General features: G+C 51.5%; 1 protein-coding gene. It reads right to left on the bottom strand.

The features are described from left to right. On the bottom strand, window positions 1-783 hold a 783-nt coding region (locus tag Q0C15_RS07715), incomplete at both ends, for an aminoacyl--tRNA ligase-related protein (protein WP_367181994.1).

Below are 783 nucleotides of genomic sequence, written 5' to 3'. Positions count from 1 at the left end.
ACTGAGGGGAGAGACCAACGTATATGAATATCCCATCGAATTCCTCCTGGTATTCCTTTCCAGTTGCCCTGTCCTTGTACCTCACGCTCTTTGCCGATTTCTCGTCTCCCGTGATCTCCGTGACCTGGACGTTCTGCTTGTATTCTATTCCCATGGATCTGAGCGCACCTCTGAGCTGTTCAGTTGCGTTGTCCCATACGGACAGATCGGCCTCAAGATCATGGGAATGGCACACGGGGCACTCTATGTCGGTACCGCGTGCGCCCTCGATGCGATTACCGCAGTTGCGGCAGACATAGCTTACCAGGTAATTCTCTGGATGATCACGATCTATGACGCTGAGATCGAATGAAAGTTCTATGTTTCCAAACAGCGTGGTGAAGGTTTCTCTGACCATGTTCAGAAGCGTCCTAATCTCTTCTCCTATCTGGTCCATGCGCAGGAATGCGTGGCCATCATCCTGGGTGAAGGCCCTTGGCCTCGTGAGACCGCCGACTTCACCAGATTTCTCGTATCTGTAGACCGTCCCTGGCTCTGAGTATCTTACTGGAAGGTCCCTATAGCTATATTTCCTTCTGGAAAATATTGCTATATGCCCCGGGCAGTTCATGGGCTTTATGCCGTAGCTGTCTCCATCCGGCAGCGTGAAGAGGTACATGTTCGGCCTGTATTTTGCGTAATGGCCGCTCTGCTTCCATATGGTATCCCTGAATACATGGGGAGTCCACACGTCCAGCCAACCGTTCTTCCTGTTCATCTGATCCATATACGCAAGCAGCTCCT

This window comes from Thermoplasma sp. (genome assembly GCF_023256435.1).
In the GTDB taxonomy this organism is placed as follows: Archaea; Thermoplasmatota; Thermoplasmata; order Thermoplasmatales; family Thermoplasmataceae; genus Thermoplasma.
Note: the sequence above shows the minus strand (reverse complement) of the source record. Positions and strands in the feature narration are given on the sequence as shown.